Consider the following 22814-nt stretch of genomic DNA (forward strand, 5'->3'; position numbering starts at 1 on the left):
GGAATCCCAACCAGCAACCATCCTCAAAAAGAACAGCCACCAGTCCGGGGTATAAAACAATTGGCACTGGCTTTACAAGCACCCTGTTGAGTTCTCAAAGAACAACCACACACCAACCAGAAGCCCCGCGCTAGCGGAACCCCCGTTTGGGGCAACCTCTCCAACCTACTCGGTCTTACTTCCGTCGTCAACCTCATGTTCGAGGTGATCAACTTGGTTCGACCGGAACCACGCTGACGCTCACCGTTTCCGGTGGTCGTTGCTCTCGTGGGTTTCGGCGGACCGGCCGGTGTCGCTCTCGCAACCACCCGCCCGGCTCCCTGCCGGCTTTCGCACTCTACCCGGTCGGCTTCGCATTCGCAACTCCGTGTCCCGGAGTGTCGAGCACCGCCCGAATCTCAGTCTGGCTCGGCGTCACCGCCACCAGCCTGGCGCCCGCTCTCGGCCGGTTTGCCCGGCCTCCCGCGTGCAGAGAGAAAGTTACGCGGACCCGCCTCGGAAGGCAAATCAATGATCGTCATTGGGCGAGCGCGACCGTCCGCAGAAGGGCCACTGCCGAAGGGGGACGCCGGGAGCGGCGCCGTGCCAGAGTGGTCGGCATGGATGATCCGTCCCCGGTCCCGGCCGTCGCCGAGGACGCTCTGCTCGGCCTCCTGCTGCCGTTCTGGCAGTTGGTGATCGGGGCCGTCGTGCTCGCCGTACTGCTGCTGTCGGTCAGACGCCTGGCCCGGCGCGGCCCCTCCCGGATGACCACCGCCCTGCTGATCACCGCGGCGGCGATCGCCGGGATCGCCGCACTGGGTCTGCTGTTCGGAAGCTGACCGCGGTCAGAGCCGGCGGTTGGCGAGGCTGGGCAGCTCGCTGCGGATCGTCCGCAGCCGCTCCAGGTCGATCTCGGTGACGGCCAACCCCGGACCGTCGCCGACCTGACTCAGCACCGTCCCCCACGGGTCGACCACCATGCTGCGTCCGAAGCAGGTCCGGCCCGGGTCGTGGTCACCGGTCTGGCCCGCCGCCGCCACGAAGCACTGGTTCTCGATCGCCCGGGCCCGCAGCAGAACCTCCCAGTGGTCCCGCCCGGTGTGCATCATGAACGCCGCCGGCACGACGAGCAGTTCGGCGCCGCCGTCGGTCGCGAGCTGCCGGTACAACTCCGGGAACCGCAGGTCGTAACAGATTGACAGGCCCACCCGGAGGCCCTCCACGTCGACCACCACGGGCTTCTCGCCGGGCGCGACGGTTGCCGACTCCAGGTAGGAGACCCGACCGGGGATCTCCACGTCGTACAGATGGATCTTCCGGTACGCGGCGGCGAGCGCGCCCTCGCGGTCGAAGACCAGCGAGGTGTTCCAGGTGTGCGCCGGGTCCGGACCGGACTCGTGGAACGAGCCGGCGATCACCCACATGCCCAACCGACGGGCGGTCTCCGCGAAGAACCGCCCCACCGTGCCGTCGACCGGCTCGGCGGGCGGCATCCGGTCGGCGTGACCAAGGTAGTCGACGTACTCCGGAAGCAGGGCGAGATCCGCGCCGGCCGGTCGTCGCGGGCGTTGAGCTGGCAGACGGCGACGCGCATGACCCGAGGGTACGGGCGGAAGCGGGCGCGCGACAGGGCTCAGACGCTGGACAGGACGAGCGCTGCCGCGGCGAAGCCGAGCCCCGCGACCTGTGCCGGCCGGAGTCGTTCCCGGTCGACGGCGAGCGCGAGCAGGACGGTGCTCGCCGGGTAGAGCGAGGCGATGGCGGCCACCACGCTCAGGTGTCCCCGGCCCGCGGCGGCGAGGAAGAGCGCGTTCGCGGCGGAGTCGAGCAGGCCGGCCGCCGCGGCCCAGCCGAGGACCCGCCGTCCCAGGCGCAGTCGTGCGCCGGTGCGGACGGCGAGCGCGAGGCCGAACGCGATCGAGCTGACGCGTACCGCCAGGACCGGCCACATGCCGGCGGCCTCGTCGGCCTGGCCGAGCAGCGCGAAGAAGATGCCGAAGAGCAGTCCGGCGGCCAGCGCCATGCCGAGCACGCGGCCGGAGACGCGGCGCGCCGCGCCGCGCTCCCCCAGGCTGACCAGCCCGATGGCGACCACGGCGAGCCCGGCGCCGCCGAGCGCGACGGCGCCCGGGGAGTGGGCGAGGACCAGGCCGGCGACGATCGGCACGATCGCCGCGGTGATCGCGGTGACCGGGGCGACGACGGCCATCACGCCGGTGGCGAGCGCGCGGTAGAGCAGCATGACGCCACCCGCGCCCGCCACGCCGGCGAGCAGTCCCCATCCCAGGTCGAGCGGGCTCGGCGAGCCGGGCACCACGAGGACGAGGACGAGCAGCAGCGGAACGCTGAGGATCTGCGACACCACTGTCACGGCGATCGGGTCGGCGCGCCGGGACGCCTTGCCGCCGGCGAAGTCGGCGGTGCCGAAGGCGAGCGCGGACACGGCGGCGAGGACAATGGGGAGCACCCCGCAGTCGTACCACAATAGTGACCGTGAAGGACAGTGTGATGACCGACGCAAGCGGACGGGTCGGCGCGGTGACCTCCGCTGTCGCCCGTCAGGTACGTGAGCTACGCGCCGCCCGTGGCTGGTCGTTCGAGGAACTGGCCGGCCGGTCCGGGGTCAGCAAGGGCATGCTGGTGCAGATCGAGGGCGCCCGGACCAATCCCAGCATCGGCACGCTCTGCCGGGTCGCCGACGCGTTCGGCGTCAGCATCGCCCGGCTGCTGGAGCCCGCCGAGGAGAGCACCGTACGGGTCAGCGCGGCGGACGAGGCGCCGGTGCTGTGGCGCGGCCCCCACGGCGGCCTCGCGCGTCTGCTCAGTGGGCTAGGCGAACCCGACCTGGTCGAGCTGTGGGACTGGCGGATGGAACCCGGGGAGGCGTTGCAGTCCCCCGACCACGCCCACGGCACCCGGGAGATCCTGCACGTGCTCGACGGTGCCGCCACTGTCACCGTCGACGGCGTCGACCACGAGGTACGCGCCGGCGAAACTGTCGAGTTCCACGCCGACCGGGAACACGGCTACCGCACGGCCGGCGACGGGCCGGTGCGCCTGATGATGGTGGTGGTCACCCCGTCGGGCGAATGGGACCGGCGGACCCGTTCACGCGGACCGCGCCCGAGCTGACCCGGGCGCGGTCGCGAACGGCGGGTCAGGCCGACTTCTCCTCGCGGTCCCGCCGGCGCCGGCCGGTGAACTCGCGGGGCACGATCGTCGGGTTGACGTTCTCCAGGACGACCTCGCGGGTGATCAGCACCCGGGCGGCGTCGGGGTTGCTCGGCACCTCGTACATCACGGAGAGGAGCACCTCTTCCATGATCGCCCGCAGGCCACGGGCACCGGTGCCGCGGAGCATGGCCTGGTCGGCGATGGCCTCCAGCGCGGGCGGCTCGAACTCCAGCTCGACGCCGTCCAGCTCGAACAGGCGCTGGTACTGCCGGACCAGCGCGTTGCGCGGCTCGGTGAGGATCCGCACCAGGGCGCTGCGGTCGAGGCTGCGCACATTGGTGATCACCGGAAGCCGGCCGATGAACTCGGGGATGAGCCCGAACTTCAGCATGTCCTCCGGCATGACCTGGCTGAAGATGTCGTCGGTCGACCGCTCGGACACCGACCGGAGCCGGGCGCCGAAGCCGGTGCCGCCGGAGCCGGTGCGTGCCTCGATGATCTGGTCGAGCCCGGCGAACGCGCCACCGCAGATGAACAGCACGTTCGTGGTGTCGATCTGGATGAACTCCTGGTGCGGGTGCTTACGCCCGCCCTGCGGCGGCACGTTGGCGACGGTGCCTTCGAGCATCTTCAGCAGCGCCTGCTGCACACCCTCGCCGGAGACGTCGCGGGTGATCGACGGGTTCTCCGACTTACGGGCGATCTTGTCGACCTCGTCGATGTAGATGATGCCGGTCTCGGCGCGCTTGATGTCGTAGTCGGCGGCCTGGATGAGCTTCAGCAGGATGTTCTCGACGTCCTCACCGACGTAGCCCGCCTCGGTGAGCGCGGTGGCGTCGGCGATCGCGAACGGGACGTTGAGCATCCGGGCGAGCGTCTGCGCCAGGTGCGTCTTGCCGCAGCCGGTCGGGCCGAGCAGCAGGATGTTGGACTTGGCCAGCTCGACGCCGTCGGTGCCGGAGCCCGGCGCGCCGGCCGCCTCGGCCTGGATCCGCTTGTAGTGGTTGTAGACCGCGACGGCGAGCGCCTTCTTGGCCTGCTCCTGACCGACGACGTAGTTGTCGAGGAACTGGCAGATCTCCATCGGCTTGGGAAGCTCTTCCCACTTCACCTCGCCGGACTCGGCCAGCTCCTCTTCGATGATCTCGTTACAGAGATCGATGCACTCGTCGCAGATGTAGACACCAGGGCCCGCGATGAGCTTCTTGACCTGCTTCTGCGACTTGCCGCAGAAGGAGCACTTGAGTAGGTCGCCGCCGTCACCGATCCGTGCCACCTACGTTCTCCCTGCACTCGTCGGCCGGAACGCCGGCCCTGACCTGCGGGCGCCGGAGCGCCCGTCCGTCCTGTCGTCCCACCATGCTGTCGGCTCCACCTGATCCGACCGGCGGAGCGGTACAGACCCGACGTTACCCGGTGGCCGGGTTTTCTCCGACCCCCAAAACGGGTGTGTCAGAGGTCGACCGGGAACGATACCCCGACCGACCTCCGACCACACGTTGCTCAGCCCGCGGCGTGCGACGCCAGCAGACCCTTCTTGCGGCTGGTCAGGATCGTGTCGACCAGCCCGTACTCCTTGGACTCCTCGGCCGTCATGATCTTGTCACGGTCGATGTCCTTGCGAACCTGCTCGATCGGGCGGTTGCAGTGCCGGGACAGCATGTCCTCCAGCTGCGTCCGCATCCGCAGGATCTCCCGCGCCTGGATCTCGATGTCCGAGCCCTGACCGTAGCCACCCTCGGTGGCCGGCTGGTGGATGATGATCCGGGAGTTGGGCAGCGCCATCCGCTTGCCCGGGGTGCCCGCGGAGAGCAGCACCGCCGCCGCGCTCGCCGCCTGCCCGAGGCAGACGGTCTGGATGTCCGGGCGGACGTACTGCATGGTGTCGTAGATCGCCGTCATGGCGGTGAAGGAGCCACCGGGCGAGTTGATGTACATGATGATGTCGCGGTCCGGGTCGGTGCCCTCCAGCGTCAGCAGCTGGGCCATCACGTCGTTGGCCGACGCGTCGTCCACCTGCACGCCGAGGAAGATGATCCGGTCCTCGAAGAGCTTGTTGTACGGGTTGGACTCCTTCATCCCGTACGACGTGCGCTCGACGAACGACGGCAGGACGTAGCGGTTGTGCACAGCCGCGAACTGGGGCGGCAGGCTCAGGTCGGTCATCGTCAGCTCCTCGGTCAGCTCAGGGTCCCGGCGCCATCCGGAACCTGCGCGGCCCCGATGATCACCTTGTCGATGAAGCCGTAGTCCATGGCCTCCTGGGCGGTGAACCAGCGGTCACGGTCCGAGTCCGCCTCGATCTGCGCCTGGGACTGGCCGGTGTGGAACGCGACCCGCTCCTGGAACATCCGCTTGGTGTAGAGCATCTGCTCGGCCTGGATCGCGATGTCCGACGCGGTGCCGCCGAGGCCACCCGACGGCTGGTGCATCATGATCCGCGCGTGCGGCAGGGCGTAGCGCTTGCCCTTGGTGCCCGCGCAGAGCAGCAGCTGGCCCATCGAGGCGGCCATGCCCATCGCCACGGTCGAGACGTCGTTGTCGATGTACTGCATGGTGTCGTAGATCGCCATGCCGGAGTAGACCGAGCCACCCGGCGAGTTGATCCAGAGGAAGATGTCGCGGTCCGGGTCCTCCGCGGCGAGCAGCAGGAGCTGCGCGCAGATGCGGTTGGCCACCTGGTCGTTCACCTCGCTGCCCAGGAAGATGATCCGTTCCTTGAGCAACCGGTTGTAGACCGAGTCGTCGAGGTTGCCAATGGAGTCGCCACCGCGGGCCTCGTTCACCCGGAGCGACTTCTTGGGGATGTGCATGTCGGTCATGGCAGCCCTTCGCTCTCCGTACCGTCCTACCCGACACTAACCGCTCAGCCGGGAGGCGTACTCCCGGTCGGGGCACTGTTCGCTCTCAGCGCAGTCACCCGCACGGCGTACCCCGGAAAGGGTTTCGGCCGCCACCCGGCGCGCAGCGCGGGACGGCGGCCGACACCCCCGATGATCAGTGCTGGTGGTCGTGCTCGGCCTCGTTCTGGGCCCGCAGCGCGTCGAGGGAGACCTCGTTGCCCGCCGAGTCCTTGATCTTGATCTTCTCCATCACCGCGGCGAGCGCCTTGCCCCGGCGGACGTCGCCGAAGACGGCCGCGGCGGCGCCGGAGCGGACCAGCTGGTCGTAGTACTGCTGCGGGGCCATGCCGGCGCGCTGCGCCCGGTGCACGATCTCGTGACCGAACTCGTCGTCGGAGACCTGCACGTCCTCGGCGTCGGCCAGGGTGTCCAGCAGGAGCTGGATCTTGACGCCGTCGGTCGCCGCCTCGGTCAGCTCGGTGTCGATCTGCTCCTCGGTCTTCTCCTCCGCCGCGAGGTATTCCTCCAGGGAGGCGCCGATGCGCTCGAGCTGGTCGACCATCGCGGCCTTGCGGCTCTCGACCTCCTCCTTGACGACGCCCTCGGGCGCCGGCACCTCGGCGGCGGCCACCATCTGCTCCAGGGCCTTGTCACGGGCGGCGTAGATCTGCTCGACCTGCTTGCCCCGGGTGACCCGCTCCCGCAGGTCGCCGCGCAGCTCGTCGATGGTGTCGAACTCGCTGGCCATCTGCGCGAAGTCGTCGTTGAGCTCGGGGAGCTCCTTCTCCTTGACCGTGCGGACGGTCACCGCCACGTCGGCGTCACGGCCGGCGAAGTCGCCGCCGACGAGCTGCGTGGTGAAGGTGGTGCTGTCGCCGGCGGCCAGGCCGACCAGCGCCTCGTCCAGACCCGGCAGAAGCTGCTTGCTGCCCACCTCGTGCGAGATGTTGCTCGCCGAACCGCCCGGGACCTCCTCGCCGTCGACCGTGGCGTTCAGGTCGATCTGCACGAAGTCGCCCTCCTGGGCGGCCCGCTCGACGGTCTTCAGCGTGGCGAACCGCTCGCGCAGGCTGTTGATCTGCTCGTCGATCTCGCTGTCGGCGATCTCGATCTCGTCGACGGTCACCTCGATGGTGGCCGGGTCCGGCAGGGTGATCTCCGGCCGGACGTCCACCTCGGCGGTGAAGTTGAGCGAGTCGCCGTCGTTGAACTCGGTGATGTCGACCTCGGGACGGCCGAGCGTCTTCAGGTCGTGCTCCCGGACCGCGGCGAGGATGTTCTGCGGGATGGCCTCCTGGATCGCCTCGTTGAGGACGGTCCCCCGGCCCACCCGCTGGTCGATCACCGCGCTGGGAACCTTGCCCCGGCGGAAGCCGGGAACCTGGACCTGCTGGCCGATCTCCCGGTACGCCTTCTTGAGGCTCGGCTCGAGCTCGACGAACGGCACCTCGATGGCGAGCCGCACGCGCGTCGGGCTCAGAGTCTCGACGGTGCTCTTCACAGGCGTACTCCTTGACGGATCTGGGTGTTCAGTCTGGGGCGTGATTGCGCGCATCGAGTGTAGGCGAGCCGGCCGACGGCATCGGCAGGGCCCGGGTACCGCGCGGAAAAAACCGGCGGTTCCCGGGACGATCCGGTCGCGAACGACAGTCGGGGTGGCGGGATTTGAACCCACGGCCCCTCGCTCCCAAAGCGAGTGCGCTACCAAGCTGCGCCACACCCCGGTGGCGACGAAGAGTGTATGCCGTCCGGCCCCCCGCGCGGGTGACCGGGTGCCGCCGGGGTGGCGTCGGGCGCCACTTCGGGGAAGTGGCTGGGTCCGGGGCGCAGGAAGGCGCCACCTCGGCGAAGTTGTGTGGATCTTGACGGTCGGCGGCGTGCGCGGGGTACGCGCTGCACGGCGGCGGGGGTGATTCGGTACGCTGTCGGCGCGCCCTGCTGTGGTGGGGCGCTCGCGGGCGTAGCTCAATGGCAGAGCTTCAGTCTTCCAAACTGACGGTGCGGGTTCGATTCCCGTCGCCCGCTCCAACAGCCTCCGGCCCCGGTCAGGGGCTGCATCCCCGATCCTGGGCCGGTCGGCGGCTCCCCCGCTCGGACCATCCGTGGCCGTCAGCTGCTCTGGCCGCCGGCGAGGATCCGCCTCACGAACTCAACGGCCGGGCCCCTGGAGCGCCGAAGCCAGCAGCTCGTACGTGGCCTGGTCGAAGGCGACCAGGCGGACGTGCTCGACGTTCGTCGGTGTCGCTCTGAGGGTCGAGATTGCGATCTCCGCTGCCTGGTCCCCCGGAAACCCGTAGACACCAGTAGCGATGGCGGGGAAAGCGACGCGGCGAGCGGCGAGCTCATCGGCAACCTCAAGGCTGCGGCGGTAGCACGACGCCAGGACGTCGGCCTCACCGTAGCCGCCGCCTTCCCACACCGGGCCGACGGTGTGAATGACATGGCGTACCGGTGGGTCCAGATCGAACGCCGGCGTGGCGACCGCCTCGCCCGGATCGCACGGTGCCAGCGCGGCACCCGCCTGGGCCAGCCGCGGTCCGGCTGCACGATGAATCGCCCCGTCCACACCGCCGCCACCCAGCAGGGACTCGTTCGCCGCGGTAACGACGGCATCGACGTCCTCTCGGGTGATGTCACCGAGGACAACTTCGATCACAGGCACGGATCGATGATGCCACCAGAGCGCTTCGCCGGCAGATGATCTCCGCCGCTCTCATCGACCGAGGAACCCCACGATGGCGTCGCGCAGGTGCCGGTCCGGCCCGCGAGGGTCAAGGTCGGGGTCGGAGAACGGGCGACCGGCGACGAGTTCGGCCAGAACAGATCGCAGCCGCTCCCGTTCGGCTCGCAGGCCCGACCACGCCGGCTCGGGGAGCCGCAGCACGTTGGCGAGCAGGTCACCCGGGTAGTAGTCGCCCTCCGCCAACGGATCGCGAAGCAGGACCTGCAACGCGAGAGGCAGCAGAGCAGGAACGCCGATTTCCTGCCCGAGCATGATGCGCAGGTCTTCGACTGTGAACTCAGCCAGCGGTTTGCGTCGTAGCTTCACGCAGCGCCTCATGAGAGACGTGGCCTCCGGGCCGGGGTCCGGCCAGACGTCCCGTTCAAGCTGCTCGATCGACGTCACGGCGGTCAGGCTAGCCCGCACTCTGGGATCGCGCGTTCTAGTTCCCGGGCCGCTTCCGGGCTTCGGCGCAACGCAGCCGTCCGGAGAATGGGCGAGCAACCGAAGGCTCATCGGCACCCGCTGGCGGAGAGCCAGGCCGAGCAGGAACCCTGCGGCCACGAACGAGATGGGAGTGGCTGACTCATGACGAGCCCCTGGCATGTCCTGACCGAGGCAGAGCGAGAGCAGTGGACGTACACGCCGTCGGTCAGCGTGGGACCTCTGCGGTTCGGCATGAGCCACGACGAGGCCGTCGAGGCGCTACCCGGGTTCGCTGCATCGGTCTCCGTCGCACAACACGACTTTGACCAGCCGAAGAAGGCGGAGTTCCGCAACGCGTGCGTCCCTGCCCATGCCACCGCCATCACGGCCTATTACGGCAAGACAGAGGGTCTGTTCTGCGTGGTCGTCGATGCGCGGCACGGCCCACAGGTGACGCTGGACGGAATCAGGCTGGTCGGACGTGTGCCGTCCCGGCTGGAGGAGCAGTTCCTGAGCTACGTGCTGGCGCGCGGCATCGCGTCGCGGTACGCCCCGGAAGGCGATCCGGCCTCCGACGAACTGGGGATCGTCGTGCGCGTCCAGCGGGCGGGCGACGTAGTGCTGTCCCGGCCGGTGTTCGCGGTCGTCCGCGAGCGTGCGAACACCCTGTGGGACTGCGTGCCGTACGACGAGTCGGGCGTCCACTGATCAGCCCGCATAACCAGTAGCGACCGGATCGGTGACGGGCACTGCCGGATCCCGTCGCCTCGCGAGGACGATCACGCCGATCAGAAGGAGCACGAGCCAGAGCGGCACCAGCACGGGAGCGAGCCCGCGCCAGACGGGCCACACCGGCTCGGCGAGCCGATTCGCGGCCAGATCCATCCAGGTGAGGGCGGCCCCCGGGAACAGGGCGACGGTCACCAGGGTGCCGACCAGCAGGGGTACGGGCCGACGACTCCGCGCCACCACCCGGAACAGCACCGGCGACGGCGCCGAGCAGGGTGCCGGTGATCGTGGCGGCGCGGAACCCTCCGGGGGCGGACTGCGTGATGCTCAGCCTCGACCCGTGCGCCGGATGGGTGAGCGTGACTGTCATCCCGTCTCGCTCGGCCCGCCAGCCGTCGCACGAGGCGCCCGGCACCCGACGGAGTTCCCGCCATCCGCGCGTCTCGGCGGCCCGCCGCATCTGCTCGGACAGCGCGCAGTCGGCACCGCCGCCGTACTGGAACTCGATCCGGCTCCCGCCGACGTCGTCGGCGGCCAGCCAGACGCCGTACCGGTAGCCCTGCACTGTCGTCGCGCCGCTCGGCTCGACACCGGGAAGCAGTTCGCCGGGCGCGCTCCGAGTTGCCTCGGCGCTCAGCGGCTCGGCGCCCCGGCCGCCGTACCAGGACCCGAGGGCCAGGCCGGCCGTACCGAACAGCAACGCGCCGAGCAGCGCCATCGCGACGTACCCCAGCCGACGCCCCACCGGCCCACCCCCTGTCGCCGTGCGGCACAGCGTAGGCGTCGCACACCGCCCGCGGTGCCCCGCGTGACGACGGTGCCGGCACCCCGGTGCGTGGGCAGGCGATCTCCGCGTTCAGGCAGAGAAGCGGGCTTCGCCCGTTCGCTTGTCCACCGCGACCGGAGAGTTGCCGGCCATCGCCTCGCGCCAGTCGCCGGATTCGACGTACGCCTTCCCGTCGTAGGGGAACACGTACACGTCGTCGAGTTCCTTCACGGCGTCGTCCACGATGACGACCGGATGGGGGAAGCGGTATCGGATCTCGGTGTCCAGGAACTCTTCGGCGATCTGCCGCGCCGATTCCGGTGCGATCACGGTTTCACCGTCTCCACATCTCGGCCCAGCCGCTTCCTCGCAGCAGGGGCGGCCACCACACGGCCATGTAGCGACGCCGGAGGCCACCGCGCCGCTCGACCCGGTGCTCCGCCGTGGCGCGTCCACCGTCGCCCGGGTGCCTAGTAGTGGTCCTCGATCGGCCGGCGTGCCTCGTCGAACAGCGCCGGCCCGTCGTACCGCACCGGACGCGGCGCGGGCGTCGCCGGCTTGACCTGCTCGAACTGCTCGGTGGACAGCGCGTACACGACCCGGCCGAGGCCGGACGCGTTGATCGCCACAGTGCACATCGGGCAGGGCTGACAACTGGTGTACATGGTGGTGGCGACCGCCGCCTCGGGGGCGAGCTGCCGGGCGGCCCAGCGGGCCAGTTTCAGCTCCGGATGGGCGGTGACGTCCCGGTCGGAGACCACCGTGTTGTGGTCCTCGATCAGGACGGTGCCGTCCGCGCCGACGAGCAGCGACGCGAACGGCCGCTCGCCGGACGCGCCGGCCCGGTCGGCGAGTTCCACGGCGCGGCGCAGGAACGCTTCGTCGTCGGGTGTCATCGGCCCTCCACGTGTTCAGTCGGCGGCGATCTGCTCGACGGATCGGGCGGCGACGGCGAGCAGGGCCGGGTCGGCGCTGCGGGCGTACGCATCGCTCAGGGTGTCGACGAATTTGATCGCGTGCGCGTCCCCGGTGTCCAGCGCCCGCGCCACGGCCTCGTCGAGTTCCGGCCCGGCGGCCGGCGGGAGGGAACGGGCCTCGGCCGGGGCGTAGGCCGCGGTGACGGCGGCGGTCGCCGCCCAGGCGGCGGCCAGGCTCGGGTGCCACAGCGCCGGCGGCAGGGCCGGCAGGGTACGCAGGACGGCGTTCGGCGCGGTGGCGGCGTGCACGAGCATCACGGGACTGGCGTACCCGTGCGTGCCGTGCCGGACCAGAGCGGCGTCGACGACAGCGGCGAGCCGGGTGGGCACGTCGGCGGCGGCGTCGCCGGGCACGGCCGCCGCGGCGGCCGGCCACCGGTCCAGGTCGGCCAGCTGCGCCAGGCGGGACCGGATGCCGAACCGCTGATCGGGTACGCGCGGCATGGCGTCGAGCGCGGACCGGGCGTCGGTTCCGGGGTACGGCCCGGCGCCGGGCGGGGCGAGCGGTTGCCAGCGGGCGGCCCAGTAGGCGAGCCCCTGGCCGAGTTCGGCCACGCGCGGTGCGGTCTCGGCGTCGAGCAGCGCGCGCACGGCGTGGCCGACGCGGATGACGCCGTGGGTGGCGCCGGCGGCGATGCCCGGCAGCAGGCGCGGCCACCAGCGGGCCAGCACGTCGCGCCACGGCTCGCCGGCCAGCTCGCGGTCGAAGAGGTCGAGCCAGTCGCCGGTACGCACCGGGTCGCCGAGCGGGTCGCGCCACTCGTCGGCGGCGATGCGCCGGATGCCGCGCGGGCGTTCCTCTAGCCGGTCGGCGTACGCGTCGATCCAGCGGTGCACTGCTCGCTCGTGGCCGTGGCGCACCAGGGCCTCCGCCGCCATCGGCACGTGGTTGGACAGCCACCCGTCGCGCTCGGGACCGGTGTGGCGTACGCGCTCGTACGCCTCGTCGAGTACGGAGTTCAGCACGCCCGCAAGCGTCCGACCTGAAGTCCGGTTGACGTCAAGCGGGCGCGGAACCGACTGGTGTCCGGCGGCGTCGAAGCGGCCATGAGACTTCGTGCCCTGCTCGTCGTCGCCCTGGCCGCGCTCGGCCTGGTCGTGGTCATGTCACCCGCCGAACCCGCGTGGGCCTGCTCGTGCGCCGGGTTCACGCCCGAGCGGGAGGAGCGGGCGGACAGCATCGTCGTCGGCACCGTCTCGCAGGTGACCGACAGCGGGGTCCGGATCACCGTCGACTCGGTCGAGAAGGGCGGCGCCGAGGTCGGGGACACGCTCGGCCTGAAGGTGTCGCGCAGCGAGGAGAGTTGCGGCTACGCCTTCCGCCTCGGCGCCCGGTACCGGGTGAACTCGTCCGCCGGTGAAACCGGGCTGTGCGCCGGGATCCGCGAGATCTCGGCCCCGGCGCTCGCCGCCACCCCGTCCGCCGCCTCGGCGGAGCGGACGCAGGTCGCGGGACGGCACGTCCCCGGCCCGTGGTGGATCGTCGGCGGCGCGACAGTGGCGGTACTCGCCGCCGGGCTGGTGGTGGCGGCCAGGCGGCGGGCCGGAGGCGGACACCCCTGACCGTCCGCCGGTCAGGACAGGCGGCGGCGGAGCCGCGCCATGTCCTCCGCGGGCAGCGCGTCGGCGACCAGCAGCCGGGGCAGCAGCTCCGGCTCCAGCATCGTGGCCCGGAACACCAGCGCCACAGTCACGTCGTGGTCGGGCCGGTGCACGATCTCGACCGGGTCTCCGGCGCCGACGCTGCCCGGAGTGATCACCCGCAGGTACGCCCCGGGCCGTACCTCCTGGGTGAACCGCTTGATCCAGCCGCGTTCGCCCAGCCACCCCTGGAACGTGCCGCAGGGGATGCGCGGGCAGGAGGCCTCCAGCACCAGGTCCGGCCCGATCCGCCACCGCTCGCCGATCCGCGCGCCGTTGACGTCCAGCCCGGTGGTGGTCAGGTTCTCCCCGAAGCTGCCGTCGGCGAGCGGGCGGCCCAGCTCGGCCTCCCAGTGGTCGAGGTCCTCCCGCGCGTACGCGTAGACCGCCTGGTCGGTGCCGCCGTGGTGGGCGACGTCGTAGACCCGGTCACCGGCGAGCCCGACGTCGCCGGTGCCCTTGGGGCCGGGCGCGGTGACGGCGACGCGACCGTCCACGGGCCGCTTGTCGATGCCGGTGGCCCCGATCCCCTTCCACGGGTTCGGTTGCGGTCGGCCCACGTTGACGGAGATCACCTTCATGACGGTGACGGTATGCGGCCGGGCGCCGTACCGGCCAGTCCATTCCCGGGCCGGGTGGGCGGCGCGGCGGCGCGGCCTGCGTACGATGCGGGCCGGACATCCTCGTCGGGTGGTGGAGGTAGCCGCGGATGGCAGGCCAGCAGGACGGTTTCGCCCTCGGCGTGGACCTCGGCACCTCGAACACCGTGGCGGTGCTGCGCTGGCCGGACGGGCGGACCCGGCCGGTGCTCGTCGACGGCCACCCGATCCTGCCGTCCGGCGTCCACGCCGACGCGGACGGTCACCTGCACGTCGGGCGGGACGCGCAGCGCCTGGCCCAGGCCGACCCGGCCGGCTACGAGCCGAACCCGAAGCGCCGGGTCGACGAGGAGACGGTGGAGCTGGGCGGGCGGGCGTACCGGCCGGCGGAGCTGCTGGCCGCGACGCTGCGCGCGGTCGCGGACGCGGCGGTGGCGGCGGTCGGGATGCTGCCCCCGGCGGTGGTCACCCACCCGGCGGCCTGGACGCCGGCTCGCCGTCAGGTGCTGCACGACGCGCTGGAACTCGCCGGCTGGCCGGCCGCGGCCGAGCACACGCTGGCCGGGCCGATCGCGCCGGGCACCCGCCTGCTGCGCGAGCCGGTGGCCGCCGCGCGCTACTTCACGCAGGTGCTGCGCCGGCCGGTGCCGGTGGGCGGCTCGGTGGCGGTGTTCGACTTCGGCGGCGGCACGCTCGACGTGGCGGTGCTGCGCAACGAGGGCGCCGACCCGTGGGGCGACTCCGGTTTCCAGCTGGTCGCCACTGGCGGGATCCCCGACCTCGGCGGTCTCGACCTGGACGCGGCCCTGCTCGGACGGCTCGGCGAGCTGGTCGGCCCGGTCCACCCGCGCGAGTGGGCCCGGCTGACCGACCCGGCGACCACCGCCGAGCGGCGGGACCGCCAGCAGCTCTGGGACAACGTGCGCGGCGCCAAGGAGATGCTGTCCCGGGCCATGGTGGCGCCGGTCGCCGTACCGGGGGTGGAGGCGGCGGTCCCGCTGTCCCGGGAGGACTTCGAACGCCTGGCCGCGCCGCTGCTGGCCCGGGCGGTGACGGAGACCCGGGAGGTGACCGCCGCCGCCGGGCTGCGCCCCGAGCAACTGTCCGGCCTGTTCCTGGTCGGCGGGTCGACGCGGGTGCCGCTCGTGGCCCGGCTGCTGCACGCCGAGCTGGGCATCGCGCCGACGGTGCTGGAACAGCCGGAGATGCCGGTCGCCGAGGGCGCGCTCACCGACCTGCCGCTGCCCCGGCGGTCCGGCCGTCCCGCCCACCCGGCGTCGGCACCACCCGCGCCGACCCGGCCCGAGCCGGCCGAACCCGCGCCCACCCCGCCCGGATCGGCTGCGGACGCCACCGCGGCCACGGTCCCCGCCGGTGCGACGAGGCCGAACCCGACCGCGCCGTTCGGCGGAGCGGACGCGGCGCCCCCCGGTCCGCACGGCACGCTGGTCGCCGACGGGCCCGTCCCACCGACGTCCCCCACGAGGTACGACGGCATGCCGCTCGCCGGGAGCCCGGTCCCCCACCCGAGGCACGACGGCACTCCGGGCGCCCCCGGTTTCGTGCCGGGGGCAGCGCCCGTCGCGCACCACGCCGGACCCGGCGTACCCGGGATGCCGCCGCCCCCGCCCGGTGGAGGATGGCCGCCGGCGGGGCCCGGTCCCGGCGTACCCGGGGCGCCCTTCTCCCCCGCCCCGGGCGGTGTCCGGCCCGGCGGCGGCCGGCCACGGCGCGGCCGGTGGATCGCGCTCGGCGCGGGTCTCGTGGTCGTCGCCGTGGCGGCCGCGGTGCTGCTCTGGGTGTTCCGGGACCGGCACCCGGCGCTTGACTTCCACACCGCCGAACTGGTGAAGACCGTGGCCGCCGGTGACACGCGGCCGGACCAGATGTTCACCGCGACGCTCGGGGAACGCGCCTACCTGGTCCGTTCGCTGCCCGACGACCACCTGCACGTGACGGCCGTCGAGGCGGCCACCGGGAAGACGGTCTGGGAGAAGCGGACCGACGCGGCCGCGCAGCGGTGGGCGGGGATCCGGCCACTGCCCGACGGGCTGCTCGTCCTCGGCGACGCCACCGGCAGCGGCAACCCGCGCGTGCTCGCGGTGCTCGACGGCGACTCCGGCGAGCAGCGCTGGCAGACCGATGTCGGCCGCGACGACACCCTGTACCTCGGGCCCGACACGATCGTCCGGCTGGACCGCACCGGCGAACGCCTGGTCGGGCTGCGGCTGGACGACGGCCGCCAGCGGTGGGAGCGGCGCAACCCGCGCACCGAGTACGGCGACGCGCGCACGAAGGTCGTCCCGGTACGCACGGGCGCGGCACTGGACGGCCCCGCCGACGCCGAGGGCGCGCCGCTCGCGCCGTGGGCGGGGAAGGCGGACCGGCTCGTGCAGGTCGGCGCGGACCGCTCGGTCCGGGTCCTGGACATGCGCAGCGGGAAGATCCTCAAGGAGCGGGGCAACATGGCCGGCCTCGACGATCCGATGGCCGCCCGCGACGACCGGCTGTACGTGGCGGAGAACGATCGTGGCCTGCGGCTGCTCGCGTACGACCTGGGCGGTCTCGGCACGCCCAGCGTCCTGTACGAGGCGCCGGAGCAGGGCGGCCGGGTGAAGGATCTCGTCACCTGCGGGGAACGTCGCGTCTGCCTGCTGGAGACTCCCGGCAGTGGCGCCGACGACACCCGGGTGGTGGCGGCGACCGAGGGTGAGGGCACCCGGCAGTGGCCGGCGCCGCGCGCCGAGTCGCTGGTGCCGGTGGGTGAGCACGTGCTGGCCGGGCGGGACTCACCGGACGCGGTGACGCTGTTCGCGCCGGACGGCGCGGTGGTGCTGCGCGACCGGGACGGGTTCGCGGTCCGGCTGGACGCCGGGAATCTGCTGATCTTCTCCGAGGCGCCGAGCGCGTACGAGGACGACCGCGTCCTCGCCGGGACGGCGGTGGACGGCAAGCCGGTCGAGATGGGGCAGTTGAAGCAGATCCGCAGCGAGTCCTGCTCGTGGAACACGGACATGCTGGTGTGCGGCGCGGACAAGGAGTTCCGGCTGTACCGGTTCGCCGGCTGACCGGAAGTGAGCTTGACAGCGATCGATGCCTCGACTGGTGTGAACGGCAGAGAGATCGACGTTCGTCAGGAGGCCCCGTGTTCGTCCGACGACGGTGGACCGCACTCGCCACCACCAGCATCCTGATCGCCGCGGCGCTGGCCCATCCCGGGCCGGGCGCCGCCGCACCGCCCTCCCCCGCGATCACGCTCGCCCCCACCGAGACCGCTCTGGTCCGCGTGCGGCTCGCCGACCGGGCGCAGCTCGACCGCCTGGTAGCGGGCGGCGCCGACCTGGCCAACCGTCCCCGCTCCCGCGACGGCGAGTGGATCGCCGACCTGGTCCTCACCGGACGGCAGCTCGCCGACCTCACCCGGCAGGGGGCCACCGCCGTGCAGGTGGTGCAGCGCGCCGACGACGGGGCCCGGCACCTGGCCGAGAGCCGCCGCGCCGCGCAGGACCGCACCCGCGCCGGACTGCGTACGAGCGGCGCCGCCGCCGTCGACACGCTCCAGTTCCTCCAGGCGTACTGGTGGACCACCGGCGGCCGGACGTTCCTCCAGGCCCAGGTCGCCACCACCGCCACCGACGACCCGGACGTCGAGATCACTGTCACCTGGCGGACGGCCGACGGCGCCACCGGCTCGTTCCCGCTGTACCGCTTCGAGGACTCGGGCGAGTACCAGTACCACTACGCGCTGCCGCAGCCGGTGCCGAGCCGCCCGGTGCAGCTCACCGCCACCTCCACGCTGGGCGGCACGAGCCGGCCGGTGACGCCGTCGCTCTGGCCGAACGCGACCCCGCCGCCGCAGCCGGCCGGCTACCAGAAGGACTTCATCGACGCGTACCTGACGCCCGTGGACATCAAGGCGCGCATCGCCCGGCTCGGCCGCCAGTACCGCGACCTGGTCGACGTGATCGACCTGCCGAACAAGACCCAGGGCTACCGCCGCAACGCCGCCGCCTACCTGGGCGACCCGGCGGCCGCCGCCGTCGTGGTCGAGTCGGTTCGCTTCGGCGACCAGGGCATGAACGGCGTACAGGTGCGCACCGTCGACCCGGGCCGGCCGAACCGGCCGCTGAGCATGCGCTACCGGGACCGGGTGCTCACCATCTCGCTGGCCACCGACGGCGCGGGCAAGGTCACGAGCACCACCGACGACGTCGCCGCCCTGATCAACGCCCCGCGGGGCGCCCGCTTCCGGGCCACCGTGGAGGACGGCTCGGCCGGCCTGCCGATGCCGGTGACCGGGCCGGTACGCCTCGACGACGGGTTGCAGGGCACCGAGGTGCCGGCCCGGCCGTGGACGGTGCAGGCGCTGCGGATCGGCAAGCACCGCGACGGCTCCCGGATCGGCGTGCTGGCGTACTCGCAGGAGCACGCCCGCGAGTGGGCGACCCCGCTCGTGACGCTGGAGTTCGCCGAGCGGCTGCTGGCGAACGCGCGTACCGACGCGGCGACCCGCAAGCTGCTGGAGCAGGTGGACGTGTTCGTCGTCCCGACCGTCAACCCGGACGGCGCGAACTACTCGTTCCACGACTACAACTTCCAGCGCAAGAACCTGGTCAACCACTGCACCGGCGCCTCCCGTGACCCGAAGAACCGCACCATGTGGGGCGTCGACGTCAACCGCAACTACACAGTCGGATCCCTGTTCGACGGGTACGTGGGCGCGAGCGCCAACTGCCTGTCCGGCAACTACGCGGGCACGGCGGAGCTGTCCGAGCCGGAGAGCCGCAACGTGATCGACCTGGCCAAGGCCCACCCGAACATCAAGTTCGCGATGAACGTGCACTCGTACGGCGGCTACTTCATGTGGCCGCCCGGGGCGTACAAGGCCGACGGGCGGGTGACGCTGCCGCGCCCGTCGATCGACGAGTCGACGCTGTTCCTGGGCAGCGCGCGGCGCATCGTCGGCGCCATCGCGGCCGAGCGCGGCACCGTCACCTGGCCGTCGCAGACCGGCCCGGTCGCCGACGTGCTCTACTCGGCGGCCGGCAACTCGGCCGACCAGCTCTACTACGAGCTGGGCATCTTCGCCTGGGACTTCGAGGTGGGCAACGACAGGTGGAACGAGGCCACCGGTCAGTGGGAGGGCGTCGGCTTCCAGCCGCCGTTCGACGAGGCGCACGCCGAGGCGCAGGAGTACGCCGGCGGCCTGGTGGAACTGGTGCGGGTCGCGCGCGACTACGCCGCCGGCAACCCGGTCCGGCGCTGACCGCAGCGGTCCCCGGCCGGTGGAGTCCGGCCGGGGACCGTCCGTCCGGCGCCGTGTCGGCCCGGTCGCGTCAGCTCGTGGCACCGAGGTCGCGGAAGACGGCGAGCGCGCCCGGGTCGTCGATGGTCGCCGGCACCGGCTCGTCGCGCCCCTCCACCAGGCCCCGCATGGTGCGCCGCAGGATCTTCCCGGAGCGGGTCTTCGGCAGCGCCGGCACCACAGTCACCCGGCGGAACGCGGCCACCGGGCCGATCCGCTGCCGGACCAGCGCGACCAGCTCCGCGGCGAGCGCGTCCGGGTCCACGTCGGCGCCGGCCTTGAGCACCACGTACCCGCTGGGCACCTGCCCCTTGAGCGCGTCGGCCACGCCGATCACCGCGCACTCGGCCACCGCCGGGTGCGTCGCCAGGACCTCCTCCATCGCGCCGGTGGACAGGCGGTGCCCGGCCACGTTGATGACGTCGTCGGTGCGGCCCATCACGTACAGGTAGCCGTCCTCGTCGAACCGGCCGCCGTCGCCGGTCAGGTAGTGGCCGGGGAACGTCGACAGGTAGGAGCGGACGAACCGCTCGTCGTCACCCCAGAGCGTGGGCAGGCAGCCGGGCGGCAGCGGCAGCCGGATCACGATCGAGCCGTCCGTGCCGGGCGGCACGTCCCGGCCCGCGCCGTCGACCACGCGCACGTCGTAGCCGGGCACCGGCACCGACGGCGACCCGGGCTTGATCGGCAGCGGCTCCAGGCCGCGCGGGTTGGCCGCCACCGGCCAGCCGGTCTCCGTCTGCCACCAGTTGTCCACGACGGGTACGCCGAGCCGCGCCCCCGCCCAGGCCCAGGTGTCCGGGTCCAGCCGCTCACCGGCGAGGAAGAGGGTACGCAGCGCGCCCAGGTCGTACCGGTCGATGTGGCTGCCGTCCGGGTCCTGGCGGCGGATCGCCCGGATCGCGGTGGGCGCGGTGAACAACGCGGCCACCCGGTGCTCGGCGGCGACCCGCCAGAACGCCCCGGCGTCGGGGGTGCCGACCGGCTTGCCCTCGTAGAGCACAGTGGTCGCGCCGGTGAGCAGCGGCGCGTACACGATGTAGGAGTGGCCGACCACCCAGCCCACGTCGGAGGCGGCCCAGAAGACCTCGCCCGGCTCGATGCCGTAGACGTTGCGCATCGACCAGCGCAGCGCCACCGCGTGCCCGCCGTTGTCCCGCACCACGCCCTTGGGCCGGCCGGTGGTGCCGGAGGTGTAGAGGACGTAGAGCGGGTCGGTGGCGGCCACCGGCTCGCACGGCGCCGGTTCCGCGTCCGCCATCACCTCGGCCCAGGTCAGGTCGCGGCCCGGCACCAGCGGGGCCGGCTCCTGCGGGCGCTGCACCACCACGCAGCGCTCCGGCGCGTGCGCGGCCTCGTCGAGTGCGGCCGTCAGGATCGGGTGGTACGGCACCACCCGGTCGGCCTCGATGCCGCAGGAGGTGGCCACCACCACCTTCGGCCGCGCGTCGTCGATCCGGACGGCCAGCTCGTGCGCGGCGAACCCGCCGAACACCACGGAGTGCACCGCGCCGATCCGGGCGCACGCCAGCATGGCGACCACCGCCTCCGGGACCATCGCCAGGTAGAGCAGCACCCGGTCGCCCCGGCCGACGCCGAGACGGCGCAGCGCACCGGCGAACCGGGCGGTCTCGGCGAGCAGTTCGGCGTAGGTGACGGTACGGACCGTGCCGGTCACCGGGCTGTCGTGGATCAGCGCGGGCTGGTCACCGCGCCCGGCGGCGACGTGCCGGTCCAGCGCGTTGTGGCAGGTGTTCAGCACCCCGTCGGGGAACCAGCGGTACAGCGGCGCCGCCGAGTCGTCGAGGATGCGTTCCGGCGGGATGACCCAGTCGATGTCGGCCGCCGCGTCCCGCCAGAAGCCGGCCGGGTCGGCGATGCTCCGCTCGTACGCTGATCGATACGCGCCCATGCCGTCATGCTGCTCCGCGACGCCGGGCCGGCACGACGGCCGGGCGGGGCCGGTGCGCCGGAAGCACGCCCCGGCTCGCTGAACGGCCGCTCACGGCGGTGGGCGGTAGCCGGCCCGGCCGTTTCCGCCGGCCCGGACGGGGGTAGGGCGGGCACATGGAGACGAACACGAAGGCGTACCTGGTGGGCGGTCCCCGCGACGGCAGCAGCCAGGACGCGGACGGCAAGGCCCTGGTGGAGATCGAGATCGACGGGATGATCCACCGCTACATCCGGACCACCAAGCAGCACGGCGACGACGGCGTGGTCTACAACTACGACGGCATGGTGGCCCCCGGTGGCGGCGAGCCGGGCGTCGAGGACCCGGCGGCCCGGGTCGCGTCGCCGAAGGCCGACGAGCAGGGCTGAGCGCTCAGCCCAACGGGCGACGGATGAAGCCCGTGCGGCGGGGTAAGGCAGCACGGTCCTGGTGGAGCGACGACCGGTGTCGCGGCGTACCGCGGCCGGGCACGGGCGGGCGGCACGCATGCCGCCCGCCCGTGCGTCCCGCGGACCACCCCGGCAAACGAGTTTGATCAATGACGGGCATCGACTAGCGTGCCCAGACGTGAAAACGAACCGGATCATCCCGATCCTCCTGACCTGTGCCGTGCTGGGCCTCGCCGCGTGCGGCGACGAGAAGCCCTCGACCACGGCCGGGCCGGCGGCCACGTCGGCCGCCGCGGTCCCCTCCACGGCGGCACCCTCGCCGTCGGCGGCCGCCGTGAGCGACAAGGACCTCTGCACCGCCGCAGAGAAGATCAACAAGGACATGCGGACGAAGCTCATGGCCGTCGTGCAGGGGGGCGGCGACCTGACGAAGCAGACCGGCGCGATCCTGATCGAACTCGGCGACCGGGTGACCGAGCTGGCCGGGACCGCCGGCGACGGCAAGGCGGCCACCGCCCTGAAGGAGTTCGGCGCGGAGGCCCGCAAGGCCGGCTCGGCCGCCGACCCGGGCACCGCCGCCGACAACCCCGCCATGGAGAAGGCCAGCAAGGACATCAACGCCGCCTGCAAGACGGCCGGCGCGCCGACCACCTTCTGACGCCGACGCCCCGGGTCGTCCGTCCGGCGCGTACCGGACGGACGACCGGTCGGCTCAGTTGCCGGTCACCCAGTTCCAGGCGGAGACCACCCACTCGGTCTGCTGGAGATAGGCCACACCGACGCCGACCAGGAACAACGCGGTCACCAGGTGGGCGCCCCTGGCGCTGCGGCGCACCCGGCCGAACTGCCGCTCCAGGATCAGCCGGCCGAGCAGCCGGGCCAGCGCGAACAGGCCGACCGCGGTGAGCAGGCTGAGCACGAACGTCAGCAGCGGGGCGACCAGGTTGCCCCGGCCGGAGATCGCCCAGATGCCCCAGCACACGAACGCGAACAGCGCGCCGGCGGCGCTCAGCTCGCCGCCCTTGCGCGCCTGGGCCAGGTGCCAGCTCATCGGCCGGCGCGGCGCCGGCTCCGCCGCCCAGTCGCCGTGCTGCTCGACCGTGGGGAACTGCTCGGTGCGCGGCGTACGCGACGGGCGCGGCTGACCGACCGCCGCCACCCCGCGCTGGAACGCGTCCCGCTGCGGGGGCACCACCCCCGGCTGGGGCGGCACCTCCACGGTGCGCTCGGCCCACGGCTGTGTCTGGTCCGCCATCTTCCGTCCTCCCCCTCGACCGATACCGGCCTCCGTTCCGAGGGTAGCCAGCCCG

The 22814-nt window shown here is 72.5% G+C and carries 22 protein-coding genes, 2 tRNA genes and 1 pseudogene; 9 read left to right on the plus strand and 16 right to left on the minus strand.

Annotation, left to right across the window (positions count from 1 at the left end; all coding sequences use genetic code 11):
* Nucleotides 1-599 precede the first annotated feature (599 nt).
* Nucleotides 600-821, plus strand: a complete 222-nt coding sequence (locus M8C11_RS16210) for a hypothetical protein (protein WP_091423357.1) — start codon at nucleotides 600-602, stop codon at nucleotides 819-821.
* Nucleotides 822-827: 6 nt separating this feature from the next.
* Here M8C11_RS16210 and M8C11_RS16215 read toward each other — a convergent pair.
* Both M8C11_RS16215 and M8C11_RS16220 read right to left on the minus strand, forming a co-directional pair.
* Nucleotides 828-1576 (minus strand): annotated as a pseudogene (locus M8C11_RS16215) (carbon-nitrogen hydrolase family protein).
* Between the two features lie 39 nt (nucleotides 1577-1615).
* Nucleotides 1616-2449, minus strand: coding sequence for an EamA family transporter (locus M8C11_RS16220; RefSeq protein ID WP_120574193.1), 834 nt, complete (start codon nucleotides 2447-2449; stop codon nucleotides 1616-1618).
* A gap of 41 nt (nucleotides 2450-2490) precedes the next feature.
* On the opposite strand from M8C11_RS16220, the gene M8C11_RS16225 reads away from it, so the two are divergent.
* Nucleotides 2491-3114, plus strand: coding sequence for a helix-turn-helix domain-containing protein (locus tag M8C11_RS16225; protein WP_252450168.1), 624 nt, complete (start codon nucleotides 2491-2493; stop codon nucleotides 3112-3114).
* 25 nt (nucleotides 3115-3139) lie between these two features.
* Here M8C11_RS16225 and clpX read toward each other — a convergent pair whose 3' ends face one another.
* The 5 genes from clpX to M8C11_RS16250 form a co-directional block, all read right to left on the minus strand.
* On the minus strand, nucleotides 3140-4432 hold the full coding sequence (clpX, locus tag M8C11_RS16230) for an ATP-dependent Clp protease ATP-binding subunit ClpX (RefSeq protein ID WP_091423211.1): 1293 nt from the start codon (nucleotides 4430-4432) through the stop codon (nucleotides 3140-3142).
* 227 nt (nucleotides 4433-4659) lie between these two features.
* Nucleotides 4660-5322, minus strand: coding sequence for an ATP-dependent Clp protease proteolytic subunit (locus M8C11_RS16235; protein WP_013288034.1), 663 nt, complete (start codon nucleotides 5320-5322; stop codon nucleotides 4660-4662).
* 14 nt (nucleotides 5323-5336) lie between these two features.
* Nucleotides 5337-5978 carry an ATP-dependent Clp protease proteolytic subunit gene (locus tag M8C11_RS16240; protein WP_013288035.1) on the minus strand — a complete coding sequence of 214 codons (642 nt, stop codon included), beginning with the start codon at nucleotides 5976-5978 and terminating at the stop codon, nucleotides 5337-5339.
* A 175-nt stretch (nucleotides 5979-6153) separates the two neighbouring features.
* On the minus strand, nucleotides 6154-7500 hold the full coding sequence (gene tig, locus M8C11_RS16245; RefSeq protein ID WP_120573609.1) for a trigger factor: 1347 nt from the start codon (nucleotides 7498-7500) through the stop codon (nucleotides 6154-6156).
* A gap of 149 nt (nucleotides 7501-7649) precedes the next feature.
* Nucleotides 7650-7723 (minus strand) — tRNA-Pro (locus M8C11_RS16250).
* A gap of 230 nt (nucleotides 7724-7953) precedes the next feature.
* Between M8C11_RS16250 and M8C11_RS16255 the strand changes: the two genes are divergently transcribed.
* Nucleotides 7954-8027: transfer RNA gene (locus tag M8C11_RS16255), tRNA-Gly, on the plus strand.
* Between the two features lie 121 nt (nucleotides 8028-8148).
* Here M8C11_RS16255 and M8C11_RS16260 read toward each other — a convergent pair.
* Together M8C11_RS16260 and M8C11_RS16265 are read right to left on the minus strand one after the other, a co-directional pair.
* Entirely contained in the window at nucleotides 8149-8655 is a 507-nt protein-coding gene (locus M8C11_RS16260; RefSeq protein ID WP_252450548.1) for an O-acetyl-ADP-ribose deacetylase, read from the minus strand.
* Between the two features lie 57 nt (nucleotides 8656-8712).
* On the minus strand, nucleotides 8713-9126 hold the full coding sequence (locus tag M8C11_RS16265; RefSeq protein WP_252450169.1) for a contact-dependent growth inhibition system immunity protein: 414 nt from the start codon (nucleotides 9124-9126) through the stop codon (nucleotides 8713-8715).
* 273 nt (nucleotides 9127-9399) lie between these two features.
* On the opposite strand from M8C11_RS16265, the gene M8C11_RS16270 reads away from it, so the two are divergent.
* On the plus strand, nucleotides 9400-9855 hold the full coding sequence (locus M8C11_RS16270) for a hypothetical protein (RefSeq protein WP_252450170.1): 456 nt from the start codon (nucleotides 9400-9402) through the stop codon (nucleotides 9853-9855).
* Here the strand turns inward: M8C11_RS16270 and M8C11_RS16275 are convergent, their stop codons facing one another.
* The 4 genes from M8C11_RS16275 to M8C11_RS16290 form a co-directional block, all read right to left on the minus strand.
* Nucleotides 9856-10131, minus strand: a complete 276-nt coding sequence (locus M8C11_RS16275) for a hypothetical protein (protein ID WP_252450171.1) — start codon at nucleotides 10129-10131, stop codon at nucleotides 9856-9858.
* A gap of 601 nt (nucleotides 10132-10732) precedes the next feature.
* Entirely contained in the window at nucleotides 10733-10972 is a 240-nt protein-coding gene (locus M8C11_RS16280) for a YrhB domain-containing protein (RefSeq protein ID WP_252450172.1), read from the minus strand.
* Between the two features lie 140 nt (nucleotides 10973-11112).
* Nucleotides 11113-11538: a nucleoside deaminase gene (locus tag M8C11_RS16285; RefSeq protein WP_194803417.1), complete on the minus strand. Its 426-nt coding sequence runs from the start codon at nucleotides 11536-11538 to the stop codon at nucleotides 11113-11115.
* Between the two features lie 15 nt (nucleotides 11539-11553).
* The gene (locus M8C11_RS16290; protein ID WP_252450173.1) at nucleotides 11554-12585 is read right to left on the minus strand and encodes a questin oxidase family protein; all 1032 of its coding nucleotides are present in this window, start codon (nucleotides 12583-12585) and stop codon (nucleotides 11554-11556) included.
* Nucleotides 12586-12666: 81 nt separating this feature from the next.
* On the opposite strand from M8C11_RS16290, the gene M8C11_RS16295 reads away from it, so the two are divergent.
* Nucleotides 12667-13182 (plus strand): hypothetical protein, encoded by a 516-nt coding sequence (locus tag M8C11_RS16295; protein ID WP_252450174.1) that lies wholly within the window; start codon nucleotides 12667-12669, stop codon nucleotides 13180-13182.
* Between the two features lie 11 nt (nucleotides 13183-13193).
* Here the strand turns inward: M8C11_RS16295 and M8C11_RS16300 are convergent, their stop codons facing one another.
* Nucleotides 13194-13841 (minus strand): MOSC domain-containing protein, encoded by a 648-nt coding sequence (locus M8C11_RS16300; RefSeq protein ID WP_252450175.1) that lies wholly within the window; start codon nucleotides 13839-13841, stop codon nucleotides 13194-13196.
* Nucleotides 13842-13969: 128 nt separating this feature from the next.
* Between M8C11_RS16300 and M8C11_RS16305 the strand changes: the two genes are divergently transcribed.
* On the plus strand, nucleotides 13970-16927 hold the full coding sequence (locus M8C11_RS16305) for an Hsp70 family protein (RefSeq protein ID WP_252450176.1): 2958 nt from the start codon (nucleotides 13970-13972) through the stop codon (nucleotides 16925-16927).
* Between the two features lie 77 nt (nucleotides 16928-17004).
* Complete coding sequence (locus M8C11_RS16310) at nucleotides 17005-19125, plus strand: M14 family zinc carboxypeptidase (RefSeq protein WP_252450177.1); 2121 nt, start codon at nucleotides 17005-17007, stop codon at nucleotides 19123-19125.
* A 70-nt stretch (nucleotides 19126-19195) separates the two neighbouring features.
* On the opposite strand, the gene M8C11_RS16315 is transcribed toward M8C11_RS16310, so the two are convergent.
* Complete coding sequence (locus tag M8C11_RS16315; RefSeq protein ID WP_252450178.1) at nucleotides 19196-21076, minus strand: propionyl-CoA synthetase; 1881 nt, start codon at nucleotides 21074-21076, stop codon at nucleotides 19196-19198.
* A 155-nt stretch (nucleotides 21077-21231) separates the two neighbouring features.
* Between M8C11_RS16315 and M8C11_RS16320 the strand changes: the two genes are divergently transcribed.
* Both M8C11_RS16320 and M8C11_RS16325 read left to right on the plus strand, forming a co-directional pair.
* On the plus strand, nucleotides 21232-21483 hold the full coding sequence (locus tag M8C11_RS16320; RefSeq protein WP_252450179.1) for a hypothetical protein: 252 nt from the start codon (nucleotides 21232-21234) through the stop codon (nucleotides 21481-21483).
* A 199-nt stretch (nucleotides 21484-21682) separates the two neighbouring features.
* Nucleotides 21683-22162 carry a hypothetical protein gene (locus M8C11_RS16325; RefSeq protein WP_252450180.1) on the plus strand — a complete coding sequence of 160 codons (480 nt, stop codon included), beginning with the start codon at nucleotides 21683-21685 and terminating at the stop codon, nucleotides 22160-22162.
* Between the two features lie 54 nt (nucleotides 22163-22216).
* Here M8C11_RS16325 and M8C11_RS16330 read toward each other — a convergent pair whose 3' ends face one another.
* On the minus strand, nucleotides 22217-22759 hold the full coding sequence (locus tag M8C11_RS16330; protein ID WP_120573593.1) for a hypothetical protein: 543 nt from the start codon (nucleotides 22757-22759) through the stop codon (nucleotides 22217-22219).
* Nucleotides 22760-22814 lie beyond the last annotated feature (55 nt).

It is taken from the genome of Micromonospora sp. CPM1, assembly GCF_023896895.1.
GTDB lineage: Bacteria > Actinomycetota > Actinomycetes > Mycobacteriales > Micromonosporaceae > Micromonospora > Micromonospora tulbaghiae.

What these genes read in the sequence shown, in the direction of transcription:
- M8C11_RS16210 (WP_091423357.1), top strand. Translation starts at nt 600, where the DNA reads ATGGATGATCCGTCCCCGGTCCCGGCCGTCGCCGAGGACGCTCTGCTC.
- M8C11_RS16225 (WP_252450168.1), top strand. Translation starts at nt 2,491, where the DNA reads ATGACCGACGCAAGCGGACGGGTCGGCGCGGTGACCTCCGCTGTCGCC.
- M8C11_RS16235 (WP_013288034.1), bottom strand. Translation starts at nt 5,322, where the DNA reads ATGACCGACCTGAGCCTGCCGCCCCAGTTCGCGGCTGTGCACAACCGC.
- M8C11_RS16240 (WP_013288035.1), bottom strand. Translation starts at nt 5,978, where the DNA reads ATGACCGACATGCACATCCCCAAGAAGTCGCTCCGGGTGAACGAGGCC.
- M8C11_RS16270 (WP_252450170.1), top strand. Translation starts at nt 9,400, where the DNA reads ATGAGCCACGACGAGGCCGTCGAGGCGCTACCCGGGTTCGCTGCATCG.
- M8C11_RS16285 (WP_194803417.1), bottom strand. Translation starts at nt 11,538, where the DNA reads ATGACACCCGACGACGAAGCGTTCCTGCGCCGCGCCGTGGAACTCGCC.
- M8C11_RS16295 (WP_252450174.1), top strand. Translation starts at nt 12,667, where the DNA reads ATGAGACTTCGTGCCCTGCTCGTCGTCGCCCTGGCCGCGCTCGGCCTG.
- M8C11_RS16300 (WP_252450175.1), bottom strand. Translation starts at nt 13,841, where the DNA reads ATGAAGGTGATCTCCGTCAACGTGGGCCGACCGCAACCGAACCCGTGG.
- M8C11_RS16305 (WP_252450176.1), top strand. Translation starts at nt 13,970, where the DNA reads ATGGCAGGCCAGCAGGACGGTTTCGCCCTCGGCGTGGACCTCGGCACC.
- M8C11_RS16315 (WP_252450178.1), bottom strand. Translation starts at nt 21,076, where the DNA reads ATGGGCGCGTATCGATCAGCGTACGAGCGGAGCATCGCCGACCCGGCC.
- M8C11_RS16320 (WP_252450179.1), top strand. Translation starts at nt 21,232, where the DNA reads ATGGAGACGAACACGAAGGCGTACCTGGTGGGCGGTCCCCGCGACGGC.
- M8C11_RS16330 (WP_120573593.1), bottom strand. Translation starts at nt 22,759, where the DNA reads ATGGCGGACCAGACACAGCCGTGGGCCGAGCGCACCGTGGAGGTGCCG.